This window comes from Rhodococcus sp. WAY2 (assembly GCF_009859915.1).
Classification (GTDB): domain Bacteria; phylum Actinomycetota; class Actinomycetes; order Mycobacteriales; family Mycobacteriaceae; genus Rhodococcus_F; species Rhodococcus_F oxybenzonivorans.
In genome coordinates, this window is record NZ_CP046572.1 from 3,442,108 (window position 1) to 3,465,875 (window position 23,768).

The 23,768-nt window shown below is 66.0% G+C and carries 22 protein-coding genes; 11 read left to right on the forward strand and 11 right to left on the reverse strand.

Features of this window, described 5'->3' with window-relative positions; translation table 11 throughout:
- Positions 1–155: 155 nt before the first annotated feature.
- Entirely contained in the window at positions 156–722 is a 567-nt protein-coding gene (locus GFS60_RS15805) for a TetR/AcrR family transcriptional regulator (RefSeq protein ID WP_109330192.1), read from the forward strand.
- Positions 723–735: 13 nt separating this feature from the next.
- Here GFS60_RS15805 and GFS60_RS15810 read toward each other — a convergent pair whose 3' ends face one another.
- Both GFS60_RS15810 and GFS60_RS15815 read right to left on the reverse strand, forming a co-directional pair.
- Positions 736–951 (reverse strand): helix-turn-helix domain-containing protein, encoded by a 216-nt coding sequence (locus GFS60_RS15810; protein WP_109335127.1) that lies wholly within the window; start codon positions 949–951, stop codon positions 736–738.
- 72 nt (positions 952–1,023) lie between these two features.
- Positions 1,024–2,655: an ABC-F family ATP-binding cassette domain-containing protein gene (locus GFS60_RS15815; RefSeq protein WP_109335128.1), complete on the reverse strand. Its 1,632-nt coding sequence runs from the start codon at positions 2,653–2,655 to the stop codon at positions 1,024–1,026.
- A 127-nt stretch (positions 2,656–2,782) separates the two neighbouring features.
- On the opposite strand from GFS60_RS15815, the gene GFS60_RS15820 reads away from it, so the two are divergent.
- The 3 genes from GFS60_RS15820 to ku all read left to right on the forward strand — a co-directional run bounded on the left by GFS60_RS15820 (position 2,783) and on the right by ku (position 6,264).
- Positions 2,783–3,571: an SDR family oxidoreductase gene (locus GFS60_RS15820; protein WP_159922615.1), complete on the forward strand. Its 789-nt coding sequence runs from the start codon at positions 2,783–2,785 to the stop codon at positions 3,569–3,571.
- 616 nt (positions 3,572–4,187) lie between these two features.
- The gene (locus GFS60_RS15825; protein ID WP_159922617.1) at positions 4,188–5,336 is read left to right on the forward strand and encodes a lycopene cyclase family protein; all 1,149 of its coding nucleotides are present in this window, start codon (positions 4,188–4,190) and stop codon (positions 5,334–5,336) included.
- A gap of 40 nt (positions 5,337–5,376) precedes the next feature.
- Positions 5,377–6,264: a non-homologous end joining protein Ku gene (ku, locus tag GFS60_RS15830; protein ID WP_442972200.1), complete on the forward strand. Its 888-nt coding sequence runs from the start codon at positions 5,377–5,379 to the stop codon at positions 6,262–6,264.
- Between the two features lie 67 nt (positions 6,265–6,331).
- Here ku and GFS60_RS15835 read toward each other — a convergent pair whose 3' ends face one another.
- The 7 genes from GFS60_RS15835 to GFS60_RS15865 form a co-directional block, all read right to left on the reverse strand.
- The gene (locus tag GFS60_RS15835; RefSeq protein ID WP_159922621.1) at positions 6,332–6,745 is read right to left on the reverse strand and encodes a metal-sulfur cluster assembly factor; all 414 of its coding nucleotides are present in this window, start codon (positions 6,743–6,745) and stop codon (positions 6,332–6,334) included.
- Complete coding sequence (gene sufU / locus GFS60_RS15840) at positions 6,742–7,239, reverse strand: Fe-S cluster assembly sulfur transfer protein SufU (RefSeq protein WP_159922623.1); 498 nt, start codon at positions 7,237–7,239, stop codon at positions 6,742–6,744. Before sufU ends, GFS60_RS15835 begins: the two co-directional genes overlap by 4 nt.
- Complete coding sequence (locus tag GFS60_RS15845) at positions 7,236–8,495, reverse strand: cysteine desulfurase (protein WP_159922625.1); 1,260 nt, start codon at positions 8,493–8,495, stop codon at positions 7,236–7,238. Before GFS60_RS15845 ends, sufU begins: the two co-directional genes overlap by 4 nt.
- Positions 8,496–8,501: 6 nt before the next feature.
- A complete protein-coding gene (gene sufC, locus GFS60_RS15850) occupies positions 8,502–9,308 on the reverse strand; it encodes a Fe-S cluster assembly ATPase SufC (RefSeq protein ID WP_159922627.1) in 807 nt (268 codons plus the stop codon).
- 41 nt (positions 9,309–9,349) lie between these two features.
- The gene (sufD, locus tag GFS60_RS15855; protein ID WP_159922629.1) at positions 9,350–10,579 is read right to left on the reverse strand and encodes a Fe-S cluster assembly protein SufD; all 1,230 of its coding nucleotides are present in this window, start codon (positions 10,577–10,579) and stop codon (positions 9,350–9,352) included.
- Positions 10,579–12,039 (reverse strand): Fe-S cluster assembly protein SufB, encoded by a 1,461-nt coding sequence (gene sufB / locus GFS60_RS15860; RefSeq protein ID WP_159922631.1) that lies wholly within the window; start codon positions 12,037–12,039, stop codon positions 10,579–10,581. The genes sufD and sufB overlap by 1 nt, the downstream gene beginning before the upstream one ends.
- 82 nt (positions 12,040–12,121) lie before the next feature.
- Entirely contained in the window at positions 12,122–12,871 is a 750-nt protein-coding gene (locus GFS60_RS15865; protein ID WP_269467584.1) for a helix-turn-helix transcriptional regulator, read from the reverse strand.
- Between the two features lie 132 nt (positions 12,872–13,003).
- Here GFS60_RS15865 and mptB point away from each other — a divergent pair, with 132 nt between their 5' ends.
- The 5 genes from mptB (at position 13,004) to GFS60_RS15890 (ending at position 19,048) form a co-directional block, all read left to right on the forward strand.
- Positions 13,004–14,788 carry a polyprenol phosphomannose-dependent alpha 1,6 mannosyltransferase MptB gene (gene mptB, locus GFS60_RS15870; protein ID WP_159922633.1) on the forward strand — a complete coding sequence of 595 codons (1,785 nt, stop codon included), beginning with the start codon at positions 13,004–13,006 and terminating at the stop codon, positions 14,786–14,788.
- A gap of 6 nt (positions 14,789–14,794) precedes the next feature.
- A complete protein-coding gene (locus tag GFS60_RS15875; protein ID WP_109330210.1) occupies positions 14,795–15,733 on the forward strand; it encodes an ABC transporter ATP-binding protein in 939 nt (312 codons plus the stop codon).
- Positions 15,730–16,530, forward strand: coding sequence for an ABC transporter permease (locus tag GFS60_RS15880; protein WP_201453386.1), 801 nt, complete (start codon positions 15,730–15,732; stop codon positions 16,528–16,530). The genes GFS60_RS15875 and GFS60_RS15880 overlap by 4 nt, the downstream gene beginning before the upstream one ends.
- Positions 16,531–16,532: 2 nt before the next feature.
- Positions 16,533–17,978, forward strand: a complete 1,446-nt coding sequence (locus tag GFS60_RS15885; protein ID WP_159927238.1) for a hypothetical protein — start codon at positions 16,533–16,535, stop codon at positions 17,976–17,978.
- Positions 17,979–18,085: 107 nt separating this feature from the next.
- Complete coding sequence (locus tag GFS60_RS15890; RefSeq protein ID WP_159922637.1) at positions 18,086–19,048, forward strand: COX15/CtaA family protein; 963 nt, start codon at positions 18,086–18,088, stop codon at positions 19,046–19,048.
- Here GFS60_RS15890 and GFS60_RS15895 read toward each other — a convergent pair.
- Positions 19,045–19,410 (reverse strand): hypothetical protein, encoded by a 366-nt coding sequence (locus GFS60_RS15895; protein ID WP_109330218.1) that lies wholly within the window; start codon positions 19,408–19,410, stop codon positions 19,045–19,047. The genes GFS60_RS15890 and GFS60_RS15895 overlap by 4 nt on opposite strands.
- 75 nt (positions 19,411–19,485) lie before the next feature.
- Here GFS60_RS15895 and GFS60_RS15900 point away from each other — a divergent pair, with 75 nt between their 5' ends.
- Entirely contained in the window at positions 19,486–20,451 is a 966-nt protein-coding gene (locus GFS60_RS15900; protein WP_159922639.1) for a quinone oxidoreductase family protein, read from the forward strand.
- A 9-nt stretch (positions 20,452–20,460) separates the two neighbouring features.
- Here GFS60_RS15900 and GFS60_RS15905 read toward each other — a convergent pair whose 3' ends face one another.
- Entirely contained in the window at positions 20,461–21,444 is a 984-nt protein-coding gene (locus GFS60_RS15905) for a heme o synthase (RefSeq protein ID WP_159922641.1), read from the reverse strand.
- Between the two features lie 215 nt (positions 21,445–21,659).
- Between GFS60_RS15905 and tkt the strand changes: the two genes are divergently transcribed.
- Complete coding sequence (tkt, locus tag GFS60_RS15910; protein ID WP_159922643.1) at positions 21,660–23,768, forward strand: transketolase; 2,109 nt, start codon at positions 21,660–21,662, stop codon at positions 23,766–23,768.

The following is a 23,768-nucleotide window of genomic DNA, read 5'->3' on the forward strand; positions in this document are numbered from 1 at the left end:
GAGCACTTTCGGCCCAGACCGGCACAAAGCGCTCACGACCACCGATAGTCGACCGTCTTGCCGACGGAGTGGTCGTGAGCGCTTTGCGCACGACGTGAGTAACCTCGCCCACGGCCGAAGGTGCTCACAGGCACCCAAACGAAGGAAGGGTGCCTGTGCCCAAGGTCAGTGAAGACCATCTCGCGGCACGGCGCAGTCAGATTCTGGACGGCGCCCGCCGATGCTTTGCGGAATACGGTTACGACGGTGCCACGGTCCGCAGGCTCGAAGAAGTGACCGGCCTGTCGCGCGGAGCGATCTTCCACCACTTCAAGGACAAGGACGGATTGTTCCTCGCGCTCGCACACGAGGACGCAACGAGGATGGCCGACGTCGTCGCGCAAGAGGGCCTCGTTCAGGTCATGCGCGACATGCTCGCTCAACCCGACCAGTTCGACTGGCTCGGCACCCGGCTCGAGATCGCCCGCCGCCTGCGCAACGACGCCGATTTCCGCCGAAGTTGGTCACAGCGCTCAGCTGAACTGACCGAGGCGACGATGGCGCGCCTCGCACGGCAGAAGTCGGCCGGACGTCTGCGTGACGACGTGCCCACCGACGTCCTGATCGGATATCTGGATCTCGTTCTCGACGGACTGGTCGCACGAATCGCGTCGGGACAGGCAGGCGACAATCTCTCCGCCGTCCTCGACCTCGTCGAGGAATCGGTCCGGCGCCGGGACTGAACCCCAGGAGCCCTCAGGTCGGGCGGCGGTGCGCTCCACCCCTCCCCCGAAGCTCTACATGCGACTCGGCGAGCATGTTCCGTACAAACCCGTACGAACGTCCCATCTCCCGGGCGAGCGAGCGAATACTCGCACCGGCCTGGTACCGATCCTTCAACTCCGCCTGCAGATCGGCGCGGGGCGACCCCGTGATGCGAGCACTCTTGGCGAAAACACCGATGTCAGCCATGAATTCCTCCAGTCGACGAGCGACGGTGGTGGCTTCCACGGTAGAACGTCGCCGCGACGGGATCAACGCACGTCAGGCGAGCTGGATCAGTTCCAGATACTCCTGAGACCAGTGGTCTTCGGTGCCATCCGGTAGCAGGATGACCCGTTCCGGGTCGAGCGCCTCCGCCGCACCCGGGTCGTGTGTCACCAGCACCACAGCGCCCGTGTAGCTGCGCAGGGCATCCAAAACCTGCTCGCGCGACACCGGATCGAGGTTGTTGGTGGGCTCGTCGAGCAGCAGCACATTCGCCGACGACGACACCAGACCCGCCAACGCGAGACGGGTCTTCTCACCACCGGACAACGTGCCTGCGGGCTGCTCGAGCTGCGGACCGGTGAACATGAACGCCCCGAGCAGCGAACGCAGCTCCTGCTCCCCCGTGTCGGGCGCCGCGTGGCGGATGTTCTCCCACACCGAGGCATTGTCGTCGAGTGTGTCGTGCTCCTGCGCGAAATACCCGATCTTCAACCCGTGCCCGGGGACGAGCCCGCCGGCGTCCGGTGTCTCGACGCCACCCAGAATGCGCAGCAACGTGGTCTTACCGGCACCATTCAGGCCCAGGACCACCACGCGGGAGCCCCGGTCGATCGCGAGATCCACTCCGGTGAAAATCTCGAGGGAACCGTAGACCTTGGTCAGGTTCTCCGCCATCAACGGCGTCTTCCCGCAGGCAGCGGGTTCGGGGAACCGAATGCGAGCAACCTTGTCGGAAACCCGTTCGGCATCGAGCTCTGACATCATCTTGTCGGCGCGCTTCGCCATGTTCTGGGCAGCAACGGCCTTCGTGGCCTTCGCGCCCAGCTTCGCGGCCTGAGCGCGCAGGGCACCGGCCTTCTTCTCGGCATTGGCCCGCTCACGACGCCGACGCTGCTCGTCCGTGGCCCGCGCGTCGAGATACTTCTTCCAGGTCATGTTGTAGACGTCTGCCTCACCGCGCACGGCGTCGAGGAACCACACCCGGTTGACGACGTCGTTGAGCAGTTCGACATCGTGGCTGATCACGATCAGTCCACCCTCGTGGCTCTGCAGGAACCCGCGCAGCCACGTGATGGAATCGGCGTCGAGGTGGTTGGTCGGCTCGTCGAGCAGAAGCGTCGTGTCCGACCGTCCGCCGCTGCCATCCGAGGCCGCGAACAGAATCCGGGCCAACTCGACACGGCGGCGTTGCCCGCCCGACAGGGTGTGCAGCTGCTGGCCGAGGATGCGGTCGGCGAGACCGAGACTGTTGCAGATACGCGCTGCTTCACTCTCCGCTTCGTATCCGCCCAGCGCGGAGAACCGTTCCTCGAGATTCCCATACTTGCGCACGGCCTTATCCCGTTCGGCGTCGTCGACCACTTCGGCCATCAGAATCTGCTGCTTCTCCATGTCACGCAGCAACGCATCGAGGCCCCGCGCCGACAGAACGCGATCTTTCGCGAGAACGTCGAGATCGCCCTCCTTGGGATCCTGCGGGAGGTAACCGAGGTCGCCGGTCCGGACGACGGAACCGGCGTAGGGTTCGCCCTCCCCGGCGAGGATGCGAAGCGTCGTCGTCTTACCGGCACCGTTACGGCCGACCAGACCGATCCGGTCGCCGGGCTGCACCCGCAAGGCCGGCCCGGGCGCAGACAGCAACGTCCGCACTCCGGCTCGAACTTCCAGGTCGGTAGCGGTGATCAACAAGACTCCTAGGAAAAGCTCACATTTCGATGAGAAATACGCGCACAGAACGCACGAACCCCCGATTTTACCTCGAGCTTCTACCCAGCTAGAACACGCGTACCAGTGATTCCGCTAACGTTCGCCCATGGCTACGGACACAGGAGTGAACTCCTCGGCGGATCTACACGGACTCACCGCCCTCGTGACGGGCGCGAGCCGGGGAATCGGCAAGGCGATCGCGGCAGAGCTGCTCGGCCGCGGCGCCGACGTCGTGATCACCGCCCGCAAACCGGAACCGCTGGAGGACGCAGCTCGGGAACTGCGGGCCCTGGGTCACACCGGCAGGGTCGCTACCTACCCGGGCAACGCCGGCGACGCCGCAGCGCGGACCGCAGCCGTTGCGCTTGCAGTCGAACAATTCGGCTCACTCGACATACTCGTCAACAACACCGGCATCAATCCCGTGTTCGGCTCGCTCATGGACGCCGACCTCGACGCCGTCCGCAAGATCTTCGACATCAACGTGGTAGCCGCGCTCGGCTACGTGCAGGAAGCACACCGCGCCTGGATGGGCCGGCACGGCGGCGCCATCGTCAATCTCGCCAGCGTCGCGGGCATTCGTTCCACCGGCGTAATCGCTGCGTATGGCGCGTCCAAGGCTGCGCTCATCCGGCTCACCGAAGAACTCGCGTGGCAACTCGGGCCCGGTATCCGCGTCAACGCCGTGGCGCCGGGAATCGTCAAAACGCAGTTCGCCGCCGCGCTCGTCGCCGCCGGCGAACAGCAGGTGTCCGCCGGCTATCCGATGAAGCGGCTCGGCACACCCGAAGACGTCGCGGCCCTCGTAGCATTTCTCGTCTCACCTGCCGCAGCCTGGATCACCGGTGAAACCGTCCGCGTCGACGGCGGTCTCCTCGCTACCGGCTCGATGTAGCCCATCAGATCGGTGCCGGTACATCTCCCCCACGACGTCAGCATTCCGTAGGTGCGCACGGCGTAGGCCGATCGCAGTCCCCACATCTCCGAGTGCAGATCGACTCCGCCCGCGCGGACAGACCTGGTCGGCTGTCTTGTGCTGATGCTGGCGGTAGTACGTCGAGTCAGAAACTGGGTTCTGAGGGTGATGACGATGTTGCAGGAATAACGGACCATGGACTAAATTCTGGATATTCCAGTGTTCCGTCCCGTTCCGAGTCGTATCGTGGATCCCACGGAGTTACCTCCGCGGGAATGCCTTCTTGCGCTCGCCGTGCCGACGCCCGGGAAGCGCAAAGGGCCGGCTATCACGGCGGCGCGACTACTGCACTGCCGACTCCCCTACCCCGCCGGCAATGCAGCGCGTGGGGCGTTCGGCCTCCCCCATTTCAGGTTCGGCACCGGCAATGGCCTTTCGGACCGGTGATGTACGTGGGGTGCAGTGATGCTGGAGGGGTGCCACTACTGCCCCGCGTCTATGCCGCACATCTGCCCGAATTCGGATAATTGTGCGTTTCCGTCCTGGTCGGACTCGGAAGCACGTCTACCTCCATGTTCGTGAAAAGCTGGTCATCGTGGCAGCAGCATCGCATCCGCCGAACTGGGACGTCGCGATCGTCGGGCTCGGCCCTGCCGGCCGCGCACTCGCCCACCGGGCCGCACTCCGTGGCCTCGCCGTGGTGGCGATCGACCCCCACCCCCGCCGTAGTTGGACCGCGACCTACGGCGCATGGGAGGACGAACTCCCCCACTGGTTGCCGGAAGCGGCGATCGCTACCCGGACCAGGCTTCCGACGGCATGGACTACGCGTCGGCAGTCGATATGTCGCACCTACTGTGTCTTGAATACACCGATGCTGCAGTCAATGCTGTCAGACGGAACAGCGACCGTAATCGCAGGTAGAGCCGTCGACCTCTCCCCCACTGCCGTGTTCCTCGGTGACGGGACGACCGTGACAGCGCGCGTGGTGGTGGACGCGCGGGGCACCGGGGACAGCCCCGACCTGGCCCAGCAGACCGCGTACGGCGTTGTAGTCGACACCGGCACGGCCGCCGGCGCTCTGGACGGCGAGCACGCCCTGTTCATGGACTGGCGCACCGACAACGGCACCTCGCCGTCAGATCCGCCGTCCTTTCTCTACGCAGTGCCGCTGTCCGCCGATCGGTTCCTTCTCGAGGAAACATGTCTCGTCGGCCGTCCGGCTCTACCGGTGTCGGAGCTCGCGACAAGGCTCCACCGGCGGCTGCGACACCGCGGAGTTTCCGTTCCGTCACGCTCCGACGTGGAACGCGTCCGGTTCGCGGTCGAACCGCCCCACGACGCCAGCCGTACGGCGGGATCGGGGCAGGTGCGTTTCGGCGCCCGCGCAGGCTTGATGCATCCGGGCACCGGTTACAGCGTTGCCGCGTCGCTCAGTTGCGCGGACGCCCTGACCCGCGACCTCGTGGACGGCACCTCGGGCCGGCTCTGGCCCTGGAGGGCACGAACAGTGGCGTCGCTGCGGTCGATCGGGCTACGCGCACTCCTCCAGCTCAACCCGGAATCGGTACCGGAATTCTTCGAGCATTTTTTCGATCTTCCCGCGCATGTGCAGGCGGCCTATCTGTCCGACCGTGCACATCCGGCCGCGACGTTGTCGGCCATGCGACGCATGTTCCTCGCTTCGTCCGCGGATATTCGCGGTGCAATGCTGCGCTCGGCGCTTCACCGGGAAGTTCGATGAAGTGTCGCGCGAAGTCTGAAAGGGGACCATTATGGAACGCATGCGGTCGATATGGAAGGGCTCGATAGCGTTCGGTCTCGTCAACGTGCCGGTCAAGGTGTATTCGGCAACCGAGGATCACGACATCAAGTTTCACCAGGTCCATGCCAAGGACGGCGGGCGGATCAAATACAACCGGGTGTGCACTGAATGCGGCAATGTCGTTCAGTACGCCGATATCGACAAGGCCTACGATTCAGACGACGGTGTCCGAGTAGTCCTCACGGACGACGATTTCGGGAAGCTTCCTGCCGCCGAGAAACACGAAATTCCGGTTTTGCAATTCGTGCCCACCGACCAGATAGATCCCATTCTGTTCGAGAAGAGCTACTATCTCGAACCGGATTCCAGCTCACCGAAGGCGTACGTGCTGCTGGCGACCGCGCTCTCCGAAAGCGACCGTACGGCGCTCGTGCACTTCACGCTGCGTCAACGCACTCGTCTGGCGGCGATGCGCTCCCGGGACGGCGTCCTGGTCATTCAGACGCTGCTGTGGCCCGACGAAGTACGTGAAGCGTCCTTTCCGTCGCTCGACAACGTCGACAAGCCGAAGGCGAAAGAACTGGCGATGGCGGAAACGCTGGTCGACAGCATGGCCGAGGATTTCGATCCCACCGAGTTCACCGACGACTACCAGGTTCAGCTACGGGAACTGCTGGACGAGATGATCAGCTCGGGTGGCAAGAAAGTCATTCCCGTCGCGGAAACCGAGAAGGCCGGTGAAGACGCCGAGGTGGTCGACCTGGTAGCAGCGCTACAACGCAGTGTCGACGCCGCCGGCAAGAAAGCGGCTCCCGCGAAGAAGAAGCCTGCCAAGAAAGCCCCTGCGAAGACCGCCGCCAAGAAGACCGCGTCGAAGTCCACTGCCTCGGAACGCAAGCGCGCTTGAACGGGCACACACATGCAGGGCCCGGCGAGATCTTCTCGCCGGGCCCTGCATGTGTGTGGCGGTACCGTCAGACGGTGAAGCCGAGAGCGCGTAGTTGCTCGCGCCCGTCCTCCGTGATCTTGTCCGGACCCCACGGCGGCAGCCACACCCAGTTGATCCGCAAGTCGTTGCACAAGCCGCTGCGCACGAGTGCGCCACGCGCCTGATCCTCGATGACGTCGGTCAGCGGGCACGCCGCCGAGGTGAGGGTCATGTCGAGAATGACCACGTCCTCGTCTTCGGTGATGCCGTAGACGAGTCCCAGATCGACGACGTTGATGCCGAGCTCCGGATCGACGACGTCGCGCATCGCCTCCTCGAGTTCCTCGAGCCGCTCAGGGGCGGGAACCACCCCTGCGGTGGAGGTTTTCTCGGCCTGGTCGGCAGTCGGCTGCTCCGTTCCGGCAGCGACATCCGTTTCCGGGGTCTGCGTCTCGCTCATGATGCCTGTCCTCCGATTCGAGCTGGTTCGCCGTCTTCTGTCGCGACCGAATCCTGGTCGGCCACAATCTGAACAACGGCGTCCTTGAATGCCATCCATCCCAGCAGCGCGCATTTGACGCGGGCCGGGTACTTCGAGACGCCGACGAAGGCGATGCCGTCACCGAGGACGTCCTCGTCTCCCTCGACGGTACCGCGACTGCCGACCATCTCGCTGAACGCCGCGACCGTCTGCAACGCCCGGTCCACCGGCATTCCCACGACCTGATCGGTGAGAACGGAAGTGGATGCCTGGCTGATGGAACAACCCTGGCCGTCGTAGGACACGTCGGCGACCGTGCCGTCGTCGGTCACGTGCACCCGCAGAGTCACTTCGTCGCCGCACGTGGGGTTTACGTGGTGCACCTCCGCACCGAACGGCTCCCGCAGGCCGCGACCGTGTGGATGCTTGTAATGGTCCAGGATCACTTCCTGGTACATCTGTTCCATTCTCACGCGGGCGCCTCCCCGAAGAAGTCCTGCGCTCGACGGATCGCAGTAGCCAGCGCCGCGACCTCGTCGAGTGTGTTGTACAGGGCGAACGACGCACGGGCGGTGGCCGCGACTCCGAACCTCCGGTGCAGTGGCCACGCGCAATGGTGTCCGACGCGGATGGCCACGCCCTCGTCGTCGAGAATCTGACCGAGGTCGTGTGCGTGGATCCCGTCGACCACGAATGAGACGGCGCCACCCCGGTCCGCTGACGAGGTCGGACCGATGATCCGTACTCCGTCGATGGCTCCGAGAGCCTCGAGCGTGGCTTCGACGAGCGTGTGCTCGTGCGCCGCGACGGCGTCCATCCCGATGTCCTCGAGGTAGCGCACCGCTGCGCCGAGACCGACTACCTGCGACGTCATGGGCACGCCCGCCTCGAACCGCTGCGGCGGTGGCGCGTATGTCGTGCGCTCCATGGTGACGGTCTCGATCATCGATCCGCCGGTGATGAACGGCGGCATCGCGTTGAGCAACTCGCGCCTGCCGTAGAGAACGCCCACCCCGGAAGGCCCGAGCATCTTGTGACCGGAGAACGCCGCGTAGTCGACACCGAGCCCATGAAAGTCGACAGCCATGTGCGGCACAGACTGACATGCGTCCAGCACGACGAGAGCGCCGACGGCGCGGGCACGCCGGACCAGCTCCTCGACCGGCGCGACTGCTCCCGTGACATTCGACTGGTGCGTGAACGCGATGACCTTGACGGCCTCGGTCAACTCGAGGGAGTCCAGATCGATCCGGCCGTCGTCGGTGACTCCGTACCAGCGCAGCGTCGCGCCCGTGCGCCGGGCAAGTTCCTGCCAGGGCACAAGGTTCGCGTGGTGTTCGAGTTCGGTGATCACGATCTCGTCGCCCGGTCCGACGTGCCGATCGAAACGGTCGTCACCGAGCACGTGCGTGACGAGGTTCAGCGACTCCGTCGCGTTCTTGGTGAACACCAATTCGTCGCTGTCTGCACCGACGAACGCCGCGATGGCCGCACGCGCGTTCTCGTAGGCATCGGTGGCCTCCTCCGCGAGTTGGTGCGCGCCGCGGTGCACCGCCGCATTACAGGTCGTCAGAAACTCCCTCTCGGCGTCGAGCACCTGAGTCGGGCGCTGCGATGTCGCGCCCGAATCGAGGTACACCAGCGGTTTTCCGTCGCGCACCGTTCGAGCCAGGATCGGGAAATCCTCCCGGATCCTGGTGACGTCGAACACGCTCACCGAGGTGGTCATCAGCGTTTATGCTCCTTGCGTTGCGGCAGCCTGGGTGAAGCGCTCGTAGCCGTTGGCCTCGAGCTCGTCTGCCAGTTCCGGCCCGCCCGACTCGACGACACGTCCGCCGACGAACACGTGCACGTACTCGGGCTTGATGTACCGCAGAATGCGGGTGTAGTGCGTGATGAGCAGGATTCCGCCGTGGTCGCGCTCCTTGTAGCGGTTGACTCCCTCGGAGACGACGCGCAGTGCATCCACGTCGAGGCCGGAGTCGGTCTCGTCGAGAATCGCGATCTTCGGCTTCAGGAGACCGAGCTGCAGAATCTCGTGGCGCTTCTTCTCGCCACCCGAGAACCCTTCGTTGACGCTGCGCTCCCCGAAGGACGGGTCGATGTCGAGCTCGGTGAGAGCCTCCTTGACTTCCTTCACCCAGTGGCGCAGCTTCGGCGCCTCGCCGCGCACGGCGGTGGCCGCGGTGCGAAGGAAGTTGGACATCGACACTCCGGGAACCTCGACCGGGTACTGCATGGCGAGGAACAGGCCGGCGCGGGCACGCTCGTCGACGGTCATCTCGAGGACGTTCTCACCGTTGAGGGTGATCGACCCGGAGGTCACCTGGTACTTGGGGTGCCCCGCGATGGCGTAGGACAGCGTCGACTTGCCGGAGCCGTTGGGCCCCATGATCGCGTGGGTCTCGCCGGAGCGCACCGTCAGGTTGACGCCCTTGAGGATGTTGATGGGTTCCGCGTTCTCGTCGGTGTTCGCAACGTCGACGTGGAGGTCCTTGATTTCCAGGACGGAGATTTCGGGGGAAGCGTCAGGGGTAGACATGGGAATCCTTCGAAGAAATGGGCAGTAGTGGTCGAGCCGCGTCAGACGCCGACAGCGGCGAGTTCGGCCTCGACGGCGGCTTCGAGACGCTCGCGGATCTCGGCGACGGCGATCTTGTTGATGATTTCGTGGAAGAACCCACGCACGACGAGTCGCCTCGCCTGGTCTTCCGGGATACCCCGGGCGCGGAGGTAGAACAGCTGCTCGTCGTCGAATCGACCGGTGGCACTCGCGTGCCCGGCACCGACGATCTCGCCGGTCTCGATCTCGAGGTTCGGGACCGAGTCGGCTCGCGCTCCGTCGGTGAGGACGAGGTTGCGGTTCAGCTCGAACGTGTCCGTACCCTCGGCAGCTGCCCGGATCAGCACGTCGCCGATCCACACGGTGTGCGCGTCGGGCTTGCCCGAGTTCGGGTCGCCCTGCAGCGCACCCTTGTACACCACATTCGACTTGCAGTGGGGCTGTGAATGATCCACCAGCAGGCGCTGCTCGAAGTGCTGTCCGGCATCGGCGAAGTACAGGCCGAGCAGTTCGGCGTCGCCACCGGGACCGTCGTACTTGACGGTTGCGGACAGTCGCACCAGGTCTCCACCGAGGCTGACCGCGTTGTGCCGCAGCACCGCATCGCGCCCGAGGCGCGCGTGGTGCGCTGCCACGTGGACGGCGTCGTCGGCCCAGTCCTGCACGGCGACAACGGTGAGGCGGGCGCTGTCGCCGAGAATGAACTCCACATTCTCGGCGAAGGTTCCGCTGCCCCGTTGGTCGAGCACGACAGTGGCCTTGGCGAACGCCTCGAGCCGGATCTGCAGGTGACCAAACGCCACGTTGCCTTCACCGGGACCCGTGACCGTGATGTTGATCGTCTCGGGAACCTCGACCTCACGGCCGACGGTCACGACGGTGGCCGACTCGAATCCCGAGTACGCCTGCGCGGCGACACGGTCGGCGGGCACGCCTGCCTTGCCGAGCCGGGAATCGTCTCGGCCGACGGTCTCGACCTGCACCGTGTCCGGACCCGCGACATCAACCGTGACGGCACCGTTCGCTACGGCCGTTCCGTCGTGCAACCCGCGCAGGCGACGCAGCGGAGTGAATCGCCAGACCTCGTCGCGACCCCCCGGAACTTCGAAGGCTTTGACGTCGAAGGAGGTGAAAACCTCACCCTTGTTGACGATCGGCGAGCCGGTCGCGGTTCGCTCTATCCGCGGATTCTCTCCCGCGACAGCGCCTTCGACGCCAAGCTTCTCAACACCGGTTTCTGGCGTGGTCACTAACCCACCGCCCCTTCCATCTGCAGTTCGATCAGGCGGTTCAGTTCCAGGGCGTACTCCATCGGGAGCTCCTTGGCGATCGGCTCGACGAAGCCGCGCACCACGGTTGCCATGGCCTCGTCCTCGGTCAGCCCGCGGCTCATGAGGTAGAACAGTTGGTCGTCGCTCACCTTGGAGACGGTCGCCTCGTGGCCCATCGTCACGTCGTCCTCGCGGATGTCGACGTAGGGGTAGGTGTCGCTACGGCTGATCTGATCGACCAGCAGCGCGTCACACTTGACGGTCGACTTGGACCCGTACGCTCCCTTGTTGACCTGAACGAGTCCGCGGTAGGACGCACGTCCACCGCCGCGAGCCACCGATTTGCTGATGATGGTGGACGACGTGTGCGGCGCGAGGTGGAGCATCTTCGCACCGGTGTCCTGGTGCTGTCCCTCTCCCGCGAACGCCACGGAGAGAACCTCACCACGAGCGTGCTCGCCCATCATCCACACGGCCGGGTACTTCATCGTGACCTTGGAGCCGATGTTGCCGTCGACCCATTCCATGGATCCGCCGGCCTCCACCTTGGTGCGCTTGGTCACCAAGTTGTAGACGTTGTTCGACCAGTTCTGGATGGTCGTGTAGCGGCAGTGGCCGCCCTTCTTCACGATGATCTCGACCACGGCGGAGTGCAGAGAATCCGACTTGTAGATGGGCGCAGTGCAACCCTCGACATAGTGCACCGACGCACCTTCGTCGACGATGATCAGTGTTCGCTCGAACTGGCCCATGTTCTCCGTGTTGATACGGAAATACGCCTGAAGCGGGATGTCCACGTGCACGCCCGGCGGCACATAGATGAACGATCCACCCGACCAGACGGCCGTGTTCAGGGCGGAGAACTTGTTGTCACCGGCGGGAATGACCGTGCCGAAGTACTCACGGAAGAGCTCGGGGTGCTGCTTCAATCCGGTGTCGGTGTCGAGGAAGATGACACCCTGCGACTCGAGGTCTTCACGGATCGAGTGGTACACCACCTCGGACTCGTACTGTGCTGCGACACCCGCCACGAGGCGCTGCTTCTCAGCCTCGGGGATCCCCAGCTTGTCGTACGTGTTCTTGATGTCCTCGGGCAGGTCTTCCCAGCTCTCGGCCTGCTTCTCGCTCGAGCGCACGAAGTACTTGATGTTGTCGAAGTGGATGCCCTCGAGGTTGGAACCCCAGTTCGGCATCGGCTTCTTGTCGAAGGTCTTCAGCGCGCGCAGGCGGACGTCCAGCATCCAGTCGGGCTCGCTCTTCTTCGCGGAGATGTCGCGCACGACGTCCTCGGACAGACCGCGCTTGGCGCTGGCACCTGCCGCGTCCGAATCGGACCAGCCGTACCCGTAATGCCCGAGCGAGGCGATGGTCTCTTCCTGCGTGAGCGGTTCGGCATTTGCCGACGCAGCGGATGTCACCTGGTCTGATGTGACGGTCATGCGAGCTCCTTCCGGAGTCTTGTTACGTGACCGGCGAGGGCTGGTCGCCGGGGATCGGTGGCTATGGGGTGTATCGGCGGCACTATTTCGGCCCCGCCGGCGGTACGAGTGGAACGTGCGTCGTGCAGGCGCAATCACCGTTCGCGATGGTGGCGAGCCGCTGAACGTGCGTGCCCAGTAATTGCGCGAACGCTTCCTGCTCGGCGTCGCACAATTCGGGGAACTCCTCGGCGACATGCGAGACCGGGCAGTGGTGCTGGCAGATCTGGACACCGTTTCCGACCGGGCGCGTGGACGCCGCGAATCCGGCGCTCGTGAACGCATCCGCAATGGCATCCGCGGTCTGTTCGAGATCCTCGGGAGTCTGAGCGGAGGCGGGCTCGACCTCACCGACGATTGCCTGGACGCGGCGCCGGGCGAAGTCGGTGATCGCAGCATCTCCACCAACTTCGCGCAGTTGACGCATCGCTGCACCGGCAAGATCGTCATAGGCGTGGCCGAGCCGCCCGCGACCCTTGGCGGTGATCTGGAAGTATTTGGCGGGGCGTCCGCGACCACGATGGCGTGCCGCACCTGCGGACGCTTCCCGGGCCTCGCCCGACTCCAGCAGCGCGTCGAGGTGGCGACGGACACCCGCAGCACTGAGACCGAGCCGAGTGCCGATCTCCGACGCCGTAATGGGCCCATCCTCGAGCAAGAGTTTCACCACGGCCGCCCTGGTGTGACCTTCGTGGCCGGCGGCGACGGGAGATGCGGTGCCGGCCGGCAACGCAGAGGAACGCGCCTGAACAGCGCTTTCCTTGCTCGCTCGAGTGGTCGCATCCGTTTTCACAACACCAGTGTGACGGAATTCCGATCGCAGGTCTACTAAGGGTGCCCTGCCTTACACCTGTGATTATGTACCCGTTCCCGGCGGGAATATTGGCCGGACGAACTGTGTTCGAACCACCGCTACGCTTCCTGTGTGCCGCAGATCCCCGAGAACCCGGACTCGTCCCGCGTCCAGCCGATCCGCGCGGCTCGCGTCGCTCTCCGACACTCCACCGCATTCGGACGCCGGGCACTGGGAATCGACGGCCGGTCGCCGCGCCCGTCCGTCGCGGCCGTTCTCCACGGTGACGAGGTGGAAACCGCCGGACTCAACGCGCAGGAGACCGCACAGCTGCGCGGAATCCGCAGATTCGGCGCCACCGGGGCCGTGTTGATGGCGGTGGGTGCGCTCGGCGCCGGCGCCCAACCGGTGTTGCAGAACCCAGTGCAAGGGCTGCGATTCATCGGCCTTCCGGCGAGAATCCCGAGTGTCGCACTGACACTGACCATGACCGGAACCGTGATGATCGTCCTCGCGTGGCTGCTGCTGGGGCGATTCGCGATCGGCAACCTGCAGTCGGGTCCGGTCCGGCGGTTGAACCGCTCGCAACTCGATCGCACCCTGCTCTTGTGGGTGATTCCACTGTCCGTGGCGCCCCCGATGTTCAGCAAGGACGTCTACTCCTACCTCGCGCAGAGTGAGATTGCGTCACGGGGGCTCGATCCGTATGCCATCGGTCCGGCGGGCGCACTCGGCGTCGACCACGTCCTCACCCGGACCGTTCCCACCATCTGGCGCGACACCCCCGCACCGTACGGTCCCCTGTTCCTCTGGATGGGCCGGGGAATCAGTGCTCTGACCGATGACAACATCGTCGCCGGCATCTTCCTGCACCGGCTGCTCGCACTGGCCGGCGTAGCGATGATCGTGTGGGCACTGCCGCGGCTGGCGCGGCGCTGCGGCGTCGCCGAGGTGAGCGCGTTGTGGCTGGGCGCGGCCAATCCACTCCTGCTGTTCCACCTCGTCGCCGGCATCCACAACGAGGCCTTGATGCTCGGCTTGATGCTCGCCGGCATCGAACTCGCGCTGCGGTCCATCGAACACGCCGGACCGATTCGTGGCCGATCGCTACTACTGCTGCTGTCGGGAGCGGCGCTCATCGCCCTGTCGTCGACGATCAAGATCCCGTCCCTGCTGGCACTGGGCTTCGTCGGGATGGCGTTGGCGCGGCGCTGGGGTGCGAACCTGCGAGCGGTACTCACCGCGGCAGCCCTGCTCGGCGGCGTCGCACTCGTCGTCACACTCGCCATCAGCACATCCAGCGGGCTCGGGATCGGGTGGGTCCACACGCTCGGGACGGCGAATGCGGTTCGCAGCTGGATGTCGATCCCCACCCTTCTCGGCCTGGGCACCGGACTCGCCGGGGTCCTCCTCGGCCTCGGCGACCACACGACCGCGGTGTTGAGTCTCACTCGGCCGATCGCGTCGGTAGTGGCCGCGTTCATCACGCTCCGCATGCTGGTGGCCGTCCTCATGGGGCGCATTCACCCGGTCGGCGCACTCGGTGTGTCGCTCGGGGCGGTGGTATTGCTGTTCCCGGTGGTCCAGCCCTGGTATCTCCTGTGGGCAGTCCTCCCGCTCGCGGCGTGGGCGACGGCACCGGCCTTCCGGGTGCCTGCCATTGCGTTCTCCTCGGTGGTCAGCGTCATCCTGATGCCCAACGGCGGCGAGTACCAGCCGTTCGTCATCGTCCAGGCGGCCATCGCGACCGTGTTCACGGCGGGAACTTTGATCGTCATCACGCGCAACCGGCTGCCCTGGCGTGTCGGGCCGGAACCTGTCCGCGCCGTCGCTGACACACTCCGACAGCCCGCCGCAGGCGCGGACGCCGAAAGCCGGGGCACCGGCCGGGTCACACCAGGCCAAGGCTTACGCTGATTCCCCGTGACCTCGCGAACGCCCGGATCGGCGCAACCCGCTGTACGCCTGGAAGGCGTGGTGAAGACCTTCGACGGCGTGCGGGCAGTGAACAACCTCGATCTGCTCGTCGAACAGGCGCAGGTCGTTGCGTTGCTGGGTCCGAACGGGGCAGGCAAGACCACTACGGTCGAGATGTGTGAGGGCTTCGTCCGGCCTGACAGTGGACGCGTCCAGGTACTCGGCCTCGACCCGATCGCCGACGCGGGGAAGGTTCGCGCACGGATCGGCGTGATGCTGCAAGGTGGCGGCGCCTACCCGGGGTCGCGGGCCGGGGAGATGCTCGACCTCGTCGCCGCTTACTCCGCGGATCCGCTCGACCCCGACTGGCTGTTGCGCAGCCTGGGTCTCGAGGATTCCCGTCGTACCCCGTACCGCCGGTTGTCGGGTGGGCAGCAGCAACGGTTGTCGTTGGCGTGTGCCCTGGTCGGTCGCCCCGAACTGGTATTCCTCGACGAACCGACCGCCGGGCTCGACGCCCAGGCGAGGCTGATGGTGTGGGAACTCATCGACGCCCTGCGCCGCGATGGAGTCGGTGTGCTGTTGACGACGCACGTCATGGACGAAGCCGAAGAACTCGCGGATCAACTCGTCATCATCGACCACGGGTCGGTCGTGGCGGCCGGCACGCCCAGCGAGGTGACGAGCCGCGGCGCCGAGGGTCAGCTCCGCCTTACCGCGCCGGCCGGCCTCGATCTCGCCCGGCTCACACTTCCGGACACGTTCCGTGTCTTCGAGTCCACACCCGGGACCTACCTTGTGGAGGGTCCGATCGATCCGGCGGTGGTGGCCGCGGTCGCCTCCTGGTGCGCTGATCTCGGCGCATTGATCCATGACATCCGGGTCGACCAGCGCAGTCTCGAAGACGTGTTCCTCGAACTGACCGGCCGGGAACTGAGGGGATGACCATGAACGCCAGCGACCGTCTGACGGACAACCGATTCGCGCCGGGCACTTTTTCCCCCGATCCGCGTCCCAGCGCGGCCGCAGTCATGCTTCGAGCACAAACCGCTCTCGAACTGAAACTTCTGCTGCGCAACGGCGAACAGCTTCTGCTGACGATGTTCATTCCGATCACCCTGCTGGTCGGTCTGTGTCTACTTCCTATCGGTGACCTCGGAGCGACCCGGGTCGACAAGGTGGTCCCGGCTGTGATGATGGTGGCCGTCATGTCCACCGCCTTCACAGGCCAGGCAATCGCCGTCGGCTTCGACCGCCGCTACGGCGCCCTCAAGCGGTTGGGCGCCACTCCCCTTCCGACCTGGGGAATCATCGCGGGAAAAAGCGCCGCGGTCGTCCTCGTCGTGGCACTGCAGTCGGTTCTGCTGGGTGCGATCGGCGCCGCCCTCGGATGGCGGCCGAGCGTGTGGGGTCTGGCACTCGGGGCGGTGGTCATCGCGCTGGGCACGGTGACCTTCGCCGCCATGGGGCTACTCCTGGGCGGAACGCTGCGGGCCGAGATCGTTCTGGCGTTGGCGAATATTCTGTGGTTCATCATGGTCGGCGTGGGAAGCGTCGTCTTCGTCACCGGTGAGCTCTCCGTGTTCCTTCACACAGGCGCCAGGCTGATCCCGTCCGGCGCTCTGGCCCTGGCGTTGGACGCCGCGCTCAGGGGAGCGATCGACGGAGTCAGCGTCATCGTTCTCCTGGTATGGGGCGTCGCCGCCGGGGTTCTCGCGGCGAGGACGTTTCGGTTCACATGAGGATGTTCGCGCGCCGAATCTCAGGTCGGGCCCGTTCCGCTGCGACAGTTCTCGTGGTGCTGGGTGCGCTGCTGGCCTGTGTCGCTCCGCCCGCCGGTTCCGCACCTCACTGGGGGCCGCCGGCCCCACCGAATCCGTATCTGGGCCCAGCAGGCACCTCGACCATGCATGGTGACGCCGGTTCCACCGACGTCACCCCGCTTCCAGGCCCCGGCACCGGTCGGCATTCGCTCTCCGCGTATCCGCTGGTATCGGCCTGCCCGACCTTGCTCCAGGGGTCCGATCGGCTCGTCGTCGCACTCTGCACCGCAGTGGCCGGGCAGGTTCCCACGGTTCACCTCATCGACCCGGTGGCCCCGGCTGCACCATTCGGTCGCTCGCTCGCTCGATTCGAACTCGCGAAAGGAAGTCTCCTCGGCGGCGTCTACGCGTATCTCGACAACGACAATCGCCTGGTCGTGGTCGACGGTAACCGGCAACTCCTACGACTCGGCCACTCGAGGGACGCCGGCGGCGCCTGGCGGCTGACCGTTGATTCCCGGGTCGACCTGTCCGGCAGCGTCCCCCCGGGCGACAACGTGACCGGCCTGACGCCCGACTGGAACGGCAACGTGTGGTTCGCCACCGGAGGCGGAGTGGTCGGTGCGGTGGACCGCGCAGGCATCGCCCATGCTCGCGCCCTTCCCGCCGGCGAGGAGGTACAGAACAGCATCTCCAGCTCACCCGCCGGAACCGCCGTGGCCAGCACACACGCGCTGTACCAATGGTCCTTCCGGGACGGTGACCTTCACCTCGACTGGCGGCGCGACTACGACCGAGGCGGCTCCCGCAACCCGGGTCAGCTGAGCTGGGGTACCGGTTCCACTCCCACCTACTTCGGGCCGTCCACCGGCAGCGATTTCGTCGCGATCGTGGACAACGCCCAGCCCCGCGCGCAGCTGCGCGTGTTCCACACCGAGTCCGGCGACGAGGTGTGCACCCTGCCCGTGCTGGCCGATCCCGGCGGAAGCGAGAACTCTCCTGTCGGTGTCGGCAACTCGGTGTACGTGGCCGGAACCTACGGTTACCCGTATCCGGTGGTTCCCGACGGTGTCGGTCCGGCCGAACCCGCGAGTGCACCCTTCACCGGGGGTATGGCCCGAATCGACATCGATCCCATCGGTTGTCACGAGGTATGGAGCAACGACGTCCGCAGCGCTGCGGTCCCCCGCCTCTCGACCGGCGACGGTCACCTGTACACGGTGATCCGTGAAGGTCCTGCGGTCACCACACCGCTGGACGGCTTCTCCTTCGCCGTGATCGATCCCGCCGACGGGTCGCTCGAGCACACCAGTCCACTGCCGGGCACAGCCGTCAACGACACCCTCCAGATGTCCGGTCTCGTCACCGACACCGGCGACTTCTGGCAGGGCACCGTGACCGGCATACTGCGGATACGCGCGGAGTAGTTCGCCGTCACCGAGATGCCGCGCGAAAGCGGACGCGAGATGAATCGAGTTCTCGACCCCCCAGCCCAACGACAGCGTGTAGTTGATCGCCCTCTACCATCGACATCGTGCTATCTCGCGGGTTTCTGAGCCTGGTCGACCGACTCCCACTTCCGTCGCTCGCCGTGCAGCGTGTCATCGCCTTCGCGGTGATCCTCACGCAGGGTGGAATCGCCGTCACCGGCGCCGTAGTACGGGTGACGGCCTCAGGCCTCGGTTGCCCCACCTGGCCGCAGTGCTTTCCGGGAAGTTTCGTCCCGGTCGGGCACGGTGAGGTCGCGGTGCTCCATCAGGCCGTCGAATTCGGCAACCGGATGCTCACCTTCGTCGTCGTGGTCGCCGCCGCACTGATCGTCCTGGCAGTGACTCGCGCACGCCGCCGCAAGGAAGTGCTTGTGTACGCCTGGCTCATGCCGCTCGGCACGGTGGTGCAAGCCGTCATCGGCGGCGTGACCGTCTTGACCGGCCTGCTCTGGTGGACGGTCGCAGTGCATCTCCTCGCCTCCATGGCGATGGTCTGGGTGGCCACCGTGATGTATGCCAAAATCTCCGAACCCGACGACGGCCACGTCATCGCCGTGATTCCCGCGCCGCTGAGGTGGCTCACGGCACTGTCCGGTGTCGCGCTGGCCGGAGTGCTGGTCGCCGGAACCCTCGTCACCGGGGCCGGCCCGCACGCTGGCGACAAGAGCCTGGATCGCGTCGTTCCCCGCCTCGAGGTCGAGATCGTCACCCTCGTACACCTGCACTCGCAGTTGCTGGTCGGCTACCTGGCCCTGCTGGTCGGCCTGTGCTTCGGCCTCTATGCCGTGGGGGCCGACCGCACGGTGAAGGTCCGACTACAGGTCCTGCTCGCCCTCGTGGTGGCGCAGGCACTGATCGGAGTCGTGCAGTTCTTTACAGACGTTCCCGCCGCCCTCGTCGCCTTCCATGTGGCCGGGGCTGGGCTGTGCACCGCAGCCACGGCCGCGGTGTGGGCTGCGGGACGCACCAGGGAGCACGTTCCGCAGCCCGCGACTGCAAGCGTCTAACGCTCGTTACGCGCCTTGGGGAATCGCGTCTGCCGCGCAACCCAGCCGGCCATCTTCTGGAAGTGTCCCTTCCGGGGAGTCACGATGCTGGTGAGGGACCGGTCCCATTCGCCGATCGTCACGTTGTCGACAGCGGCGACCACTGCGTTGGCGGTCGCCAGATCGTTCACCAACTGATCGCCGAGGATGCCATCGGCTCCGACGAGCGTGATCCGGACACTGGCGAGACCGACCGGCTGGATCACGGCGCTGGCGGATCCACCGTGCTCGCTGACGAACTTCTTGATTGCATCGACCGTGTGGGACGGCAGTGAAGGCGCCGCGCCGGCAGACGCCTCTTCGGCGTGGGTATCGGTACTCATGCCCTGAGAATACTGGGCGGTAGCCGCCACCTGCCCGTCAGGTTCCGGGCGGGTCGCACGTGTAGAACAGAAACCATGCGCGCAATACAGGTTTCACGTCTCGGTGGTCCCGACGTCCTCGAACCGGCCGACGTCCCCGAACCCCGGATCGGGCCCACGGATCTCCTCGTTCGCACCGAGGCGATCGGCATCAACTACATCGACACCTACTTCCGGTCCGGCCTCTACCCGCGCACGCTTCCCTACATTCCCGGTGACGAAGGCTCCGGTGTGGTGGAGTCGGTGGGCACCGAGGTGACGGACTTCGAGCCCGGAGACAGAGTGGCCTGGTGCACCGCTCCCGGCAGTTACGCCGAAAAGGTGCGGGTACCGGCCGCAGCAGCGATCGCCGTCCCCGACGTCGTGCCGGCATCGCAGGCTGCGTCCGCGTTGTTGCAGGGCATGACGGCGCACTACCTGGCGTACTCCACTTACCCCATCCGCGAAGGGGACATTGTGCTGGTGCATGCCGGAGCGGGTGGTGTGGGCCTGCTGCTGACCCAGATCGCGACCCGTCTCGGGGCGCGCGTCATCACGACGGTGTCCTCGGATACGAAGGAAGAGCTTTCCCGGAGCGCGGGCGCGCAGGAAGTACTGCGATACGACGAGGACATCGCCGCCCGGGTGCGGGAGCTGACCGGCGGTGAGGGCGTCGCGGCCGCCTACGACGGCGTCGGCGCCTCGACATTCGAGGCGAGCCTGGCTTCGGTTCGCATCCGGGGCACGCTCGCACTGTTCGGTGCCGCGAGCGGTCCGGTGCCGCCGTTCGACCCGCAACGGCTCAATCCGGCAGGCTCGCTGTTCCTGACCCGCCCGACACTGGCACACCACATCCGCGACCGCGAGGAATTGGTGTGGCGAGCGGGCGACGTCTTCGAGGGTGTGGCGGACGGCGCGCTGACAGTGCGGGTCGGTGCCGAATACCCGCTCGAGCGAGCGGCAGATGCACACCGCGATCTGGAGGGACGGGCGACGACGGGGTCGATCGTGCTTCGGCCCTGACCGGACGGATCAGGTGAACAAGCTGCTGACGGTCGGCAGCCCGAGAACGGAATCGACAGCCAGACCGACGAAGACGACGGCCAGGTAGTTGTTGGACTGCAGGAAGAGCCGGAGCGGCTTTACGGCCGCTCCGCCTCGCACGCTGCGATACAGCTGGTGCGCCATCAGAAGGAACCAGGCGCCGGCGACGAGGGTGACGGCCGCGTAGACGACCCCCGCTGCGGGTACCAGCGCAAGGGACGTAACGACCATTGCCCAGCTGTACAGCAGGATTTGTTTGGTGACGTGCTCCTCGGTCGCGATGACCGGGAGCATGGGCACGCCCGCCGCCTTGTAATCCTCCTTGTAGCGCATCGCGAGCGCCCAGGTGTGCGGCGGGGTCCAGAAGAAGATGACGAGGAACAGGACGAGTGGTTCCCAGTCGAGCGAGCCGGTGACGGCCGACCAGCCGACCATGACGGGCATGCAGCCGGCCGCGCCGCCCCACACGACGTTCTGCCAGGTCCGACGCTTGAGCACCATCGTGTAGATCAGCACGTAGAACGCGATGGTGAGAACGACCAGGCACCCGGAGAGGAGATTGGCCCGCCACCACAACCACAGGAACGACGCGACACCGAGGGTCATGCCGAACACGAAGGCGTGCGACGTGGGCACAGCTTCGCGCGCCAGCGGGCGGCGGGCCGTGCGTTTCATGACCTTGTCGATGTCGGCGTCGACGACGCAGTTGAGTGCATTCGCGCTCGCCGCGCCCATCCAGCCGCCGAACAGTGTGCTCAGGATGAGCAGGATGTCGACGTTGCCGCGGTCCGCGAGGAGGATCGCGGGAATGGTGGCCACGAGGAGGAGCTCGATGACCCGCGGTTTGGTGAGCGCGATATAGGCCAGGACCTTGCCCGTGGCGCGGCCGATCACCGTGCGAGTGTTGGTCACGCGGGGGGCGGCGCTGGGGCTACCGAAGCCGTGTCCGCTCGGCTGATGCCCTGTCCGCACGTTCTCTCCTCGCACCACGCGTAATTCCACATCTGATAGCCGGTGTCTGCCCGCACGCCGCCCAAGGACAGCCGGGGTCTACTACAACCGATGGTAGACCGCCCCAATACACGAACCGAATCGACCCGGATAGGACTGCACACTAGGCTGGGGTGGCACAAGAGGCTCACGCATCCTCAGGCTCCACGTTCACCCATGTCAGGAGACTTCTGCCCGTGTCGATCACAGACGACATCCACGTCCTCACGCAACCGGTTCACCCAGCAGACTGGACCGAACTGGACACCAAGGCCGTCGACACCATCCGCGTACTCGCCGCGGACGCGGTGCAGAAGGTGGGTAACGGCCACCCAGGCACGGCCATGAGCCTCGCACCCCTCGCTTACACGCTCTTCCAGCGCGTCATGCGCCACGACCCCACCGACGCCGACTGGATCGGCCGCGATCGTTTCGTCCTCTCCTGTGGGCATTCGAGCCTGACGCTCTACATCCAGCTCTACCTCGCCGGCTACGGCCTCGAACTCGACGACCTGAAGCAGCTGCGCACGTGGGGCTCGAAGACCCCGGGACACCCCGAGCACGGTCACACCCGCGGCGTGGAGATCACCACCGGTCCACTCGGTCAGGGTCTGGCCTCTGCCGTCGGCATGGCGATGGCGGCTCGCCGCGAACGTGGCCTGTTCGACCCGGAGCCCGCACCCGGTGAGAGCCCGTTCGATCACCACATCTACGTCATCGCCTCCGACGGTGACATCGAAGAAGGTGTGACCTCCGAGGCGTCGTCGATCGCCGGCGTTCAGCAGCTGGGCAACCTCACCCTGATCTACGACGACAACAAGATCTCCATCGAGGACGACACCGCGATCGCCTTGTCCGAGGACACCGCCGCCCGCTACGAGGCGTACGGCTGGCACGTCCAGGTCGTCGAGGGCGGCGAGAACGTCGTCGCGATCGAGGAAGCGCTCCAGAAGGCTCGCGACGTCCTCGACCGCCCGTCACTGATCCTGCTGCGGACCATCATCGGATACCCGGCGCCCACCAAGATGAACACGGGTGCCGCCCACGGTGCGGCGCTCGGCGCCGATGAGGTTGCCGCAGTGAAGACGGCACTCGGCTTCGACCCCGACAAGACGTTCGAGGTCACCGATGCGGTCATCGCGCACACCCGCAAGGTCGTCGAGCGCGGCGCCCAGGCGCACAAGGAATGGCAGGCCGGCTTCGACGAGTGGGCTGTGCGCGCCCCCGAGGGCAAGAAGCTCCTCGACCGCCTCACCGGTCGCGACCTGCCCGCCGGCTGGGCCGACGTACTTCCGACCTGGGAGCCGGACCCCAAGGGTGTCGCCACCCGCAAGGCGTCCGCAGCGGTCCTGAACGCTGTCGGACCGGTGCTCCCGGAACTCTGGGGCGGTTCCGCCGACCTCGCCGAAAGCAACAACACCACCATCAAGGGCTCCGACTCGTTCGGCCCCGCCTCCATCTCCACGTCGATGTGGAACGCCGACCCCTACGGCCGGACCCTGCACTTCGGTGTCCGCGAGCACGCCATGGGGTCGATTCTCAACGGCATCGCCCTGCACGGGCCCACCCGCCCCTATGGCGGCACCTTCCTGGTGTTCAGCGACTACATGCGTCCCGCCGTGCGGCTTGCGGCGATCATGAAGACCCCGGTCACCTACGTCTGGACTCACGACTCCATCGGTCTCGGCGAAGACGGCCCGACCCACCAGCCGATCGAGCACCTCGCCGCGCTGCGCGCCATCCCGGGCCTGAATGTGGTGCGCCCCGGTGATGCCAACGAAACCGCCCACGCCTGGCGGGCCGTCCTCGAGAAGGGTGCCGACGAGGCAACCCGCGCGCCCTCCGGCCTGGCCTTGACTCGCCAGGATCTGCCCGTCCTCGAAGGAACCAGCTACGAGGGAGTGTCCCGTGGTGGCTACGTCCTCGCCGATGCCTCCTCCGGTGTTCCCGAGGTCATCCTGATCGGCACCGGTTCCGAACTCCAGATCGCCGTGGCCGCCCGCGAGACCCTCGAGGCCGAGGGCATTCCCACGCGGGTGGTGTCGATGCCGTGCGTCGAGTGGTTCGACGCACAGGACGAGGCCTACCGGGACGGTGTGCTGCCTCCGACCGTCAAGGCCCGCGTCGCAGTCGAGGCCGGCATCGCGATGCCGTGGTACCGCTTCGTCGGCTCGGATGGCGAAATCGTCTCGATCGAGCACTTCGGCGCCTCTGCCGACTACAAGACCTTGTTCCGCGAGTTCGGTTTCACCGACGAAGCCGTCACCGCGGCCGCACAGCGCTCGCTCTCCCGAGTGAAGGGATAA